Source organism: Nitrosomonas europaea (genome assembly GCF_900167395.1).
GTDB lineage: Bacteria > Pseudomonadota > Gammaproteobacteria > Burkholderiales > Nitrosomonadaceae > Nitrosomonas > Nitrosomonas europaea.
Genome location: NZ_FUWK01000072.1, coordinates 1 through 3,401 on the forward strand (window position 1 = coordinate 1; position 3,401 = coordinate 3,401).

Annotated in this window: 3 protein-coding genes; all 3 read right to left on the reverse strand. The window is 54.8% G+C overall.

The window, feature by feature from the left end; genetic code table 11:
- A partial coding sequence (locus tag B5D58_RS13315; protein WP_074671391.1) for a cytochrome c family protein occupies positions 1–512 on the reverse strand: 512 nt, incomplete at its 3' end.
- A 55-nt stretch (positions 513–567) separates the two neighbouring features.
- Positions 568–1,677 (reverse strand): hydroxylamine oxidation protein HaoB, encoded by a 1,110-nt coding sequence (gene haoB, locus B5D58_RS13320; protein WP_011111570.1) that lies wholly within the window; start codon positions 1,675–1,677, stop codon positions 568–570.
- Entirely contained in the window at positions 1,674–3,386 is a 1,713-nt protein-coding gene (locus B5D58_RS13325; RefSeq protein ID WP_011111571.1) for a hydroxylamine oxidoreductase, read from the reverse strand. The genes haoB and B5D58_RS13325 overlap by 4 nt, the downstream gene beginning before the upstream one ends.
- Positions 3,387–3,401 lie beyond the last annotated feature (15 nt).

Sequence of the window (3,401 nt, forward strand, 5' to 3'; positions counted from 1 at the left end):
TTCCACGGTGAACCTTCGTAGTTCAGATGGCACGCACTGCAGCGTTCTTCAAAGTGGAAGTCCTGTCCTTTCTTTGCCAGATCTTTGCGAGGCGTTTTCTTGCCCGATTTCTCAAAAGCCTGCCCGCTCTTACGATGATCTCCCCGGAAGTTACGTCCAGGTCCATGGCAGGATTCACAGCCTACACCCGTCAGCATCGGTTTGGGCGATTCGATCGTATAGCCCCCTTTCTGACCAAATCCATCCACGTGACAACCTACGCAGTCTTTGTCCTGGGTGTAGTCCTTGGCCGGATCCAGTTTGGCTTTCTGTTTGGCTTCTTTCTTGACATTGGGCTTGAGCGATTCCATCGCTTTGGCATGCGCTGTGTCTTTCCACGATTGCGCCTGGGCTTTGTGACAGGAACTGCATTTCTTGCGGCCTTCAAACGGGGCGTCTGCTGCCAGACTTTGTCCACTCGTCAGTGTGAACAAAGCTGCAGCAACCAGCCCGCAGGCTATCATTATTTTCATGGTCTCTCCTCTCATTGATATTTGAACACGGGTTACATTTCGTTTTCCCAGTTCGTCATTGTACCTGATCGACCGAAACGGTTGAATCCGTCGTTTCATTAGAGTCTTTTCCCGACTGCAAAGTATTGTGCGCCGGTGCTTTTGCTGTCAGATGATATACCCAGTATCCGCCTTGCTGGTAGATCAGTCGCGGTGAAGTGCGTTCCACCGGCGATGGCTGGCTGGTAAACGGCAGCAGTTTCGCCAGCAGGGTGTCATAGCTTGCTTCGTCGATCAGGAAGAAAGCACGGATGAGTTCGTCCGACAGTGATTGCAGGGTGTAGGTGTAGTAACCGCGGGTACGCATTTCGGTCTTCAGGTGGCTGATCATGCCATGCAGGTTGCCGGTCATGCGGTAGTGCTTGTAGGCAATGCCGAATTTGTCCGGGTACATCAGGCCGAGTTTGTACAGGTCGCTGACGTGTACGATGAGGTAGGTGTCCCGCGTGCCGGCAAGTTGTCGCAGGTCGTCCAGTCCGTTTGCCGGCGGATTCACCAGGCTTTGTGCAAAGCGCATGAACAATTCCTGTTCCTGTGGGTCAGCCGGGGTGCCAGCCTGCTGGTTTTCATACGCGCGAATGGCTTGTTCATGGGGCTGCCATTCCGGCGGGATGATCAGGGGTTCGTGTAACGGGGTATGAAACAGTACATCCCGTCCGGTGAGCAGGGCCAGTTGGCGTGAGGTGTCCCACCAGCCCAGCAGCAGGGCATCACGGGAGGCGTGTTTGTCGATCGCAGCTGCAAGAGCACTCAGTTCGGATGCTTTCTGGTCCAGTGCCAGGAGGGGTTCTCTCGTCTGGTTCTTCCAGTTGAGCAGTACTTGCGGTTGATTTGCGCGCTGGCCAAACCAGGCTTGTGCAACCGGTTGTTCAGTACCTTCGACATGGATGTCGTACTGGCTGATAGTGAGATCAGGCCAGGTGTCCAGTTCCAGTTCGGGATATTCACTGGCATTGCCAGTGGTTACCTGTTGATAACGGTACGGCGCTGTGTCCGGAGTCAGTACCAGCCAGGTATACCAGGTCAGTAAAACCAAACCTCCCGTCACCAGTAATATCCCCAGTGACGGGAGGAGTCGGCCGGACCAGCGTGTCTGTGCACGCCGGTCGGTTGTCAGTGCGGTCAAGCTCGGGTCTGCTTACGCTTGCGCCAGCCGATCAGAGCAAGGGCTCCTGCCAGCAACATACCACCACCCAAGCCTCCCAGGGAGATTTTCTCTCCGGTTCCCTTGAGGTCGAGCAGACTGGTCTGCTTGCCTTCCAGTTTGTTTACACGGGCCTGCAGGGCTGACAGTTCCTGCATTTTGGTGTATTCGTCCTGGATTTCAACATAGGCACGGTTCATCGGACCCCAGCCTTCAGTGTAGGTCCAGCCACCCGGATTGACGTGAGCCAGTCCAACGTGCATCTTGGCCAGGTTGTTTTCTGCCATTTCCAGAACTTTCAGTTCGAGTGAGGCAGGGTTGTTGCCTTTCGACCAGAACAGCTGGGTGAAGATACCAAATCCAGGTTTCTCCGGTTCCGGCGGATTCGGACGGTTGGTCTTCTGTCCGGTCAGGGTGCCGTCTTCATACATTTTGTGTACGATTGCGTTCGCTTCCTGGTATTTGGCCAGCCCTTCCAGGGTGCCTTTGTCCATCAGATCCAGGTAGGAGCGGGCAAACCGTTCCGAGTGACACTGGGTGCAGGTCAGTACCCAGGAGTCCAGACGGGCTTCCGACCAGTCGCTGGTGATGTTCTCTGCAATGCCCGGAACGAACGGGTAGTTCGCCCAGCGAGTCTTGCGGGTGATGTTGTGGGTGTATTCTCCTTCGTATTCCATGTGGCAGGCTGCACAGGTCGGTGCATTCTGTCCACCTTTGGAGAAGGCGTCCTTGAGACGGACTTCCCAGTTCCATTTGTCACGGTTCATTTCGGCAAGTTTGCCATGCTTGGACATGGTGTACGCTTCCCAGTTGTTGTGATCCACCCCGCTGTGGCAGGTGGCACAGGCTTCCGGTTTGCGCGATTCCGCCGCCGAGAATTCATGACGGGTATGACAGTTGTCACATTTGTTCTGGTTGGTGTGACACATGGTGCAACCTTCGGCAACTTCACGTTGCGGCATCGCTGCCCAAACAGTGGTCTCGATGTTGGCTGTGTAGTCCAGTGCGTGGGAGGGGCGTCCGGCAGGCCATTGTCCGTTCGGCCAGACCATGGTGTCCCGTTCCGATTCACGTTCGGCAAATTCTCTTAAGTGACAGGTTCCGCAGGTGTCCGCCGTCGGCATGCGGATGTCTTTGGTATGATCCGCTTTGTCTTTTTTGTTGACGTCAACGTGACAGTCGATACAGCCTACTTCCTTGAGGGTTTCTTTTTCCCCAAGCTTGCCCATCGAGCGCAGGTTGTTTTCAACTTCTTCCAGCTTCCCTTTCTTGTAATACAGGGGATCGTCCGACTTGAGGTTGCGAATCTTGTCAAGATTGGCGTGGGTGCTGCGCTTCCAGGCTCTTACCCATACCGGGGTCTCGTCCGAGTGGCATTCCACGCAGTCTTTGCGTTCCGCAACTTCTTTGGGAGATACCGGTGGTTTGTAAAAAGTATTGGGATCCATATATATACTGATCGCTATCGGCTCCCAGTAATCTCCCATCGTCCCTTTCCCCGCTCCATGCGCCGGGTCCTTGTAACGCTTGACCAGCGCTTCATACGTCTCTTTCGGGGTCGCCTTACCTCGATCCAGCTTCAACGCATCATACGTCTCGTCCGGTACCGTCGATATGTCCGCATGAACCACCCCGCACATCATCAACCCCGCACAGAGCAATAAACCCCTCATCCACTCCCCTATTCTCATCTCTCTCCTCCGTAA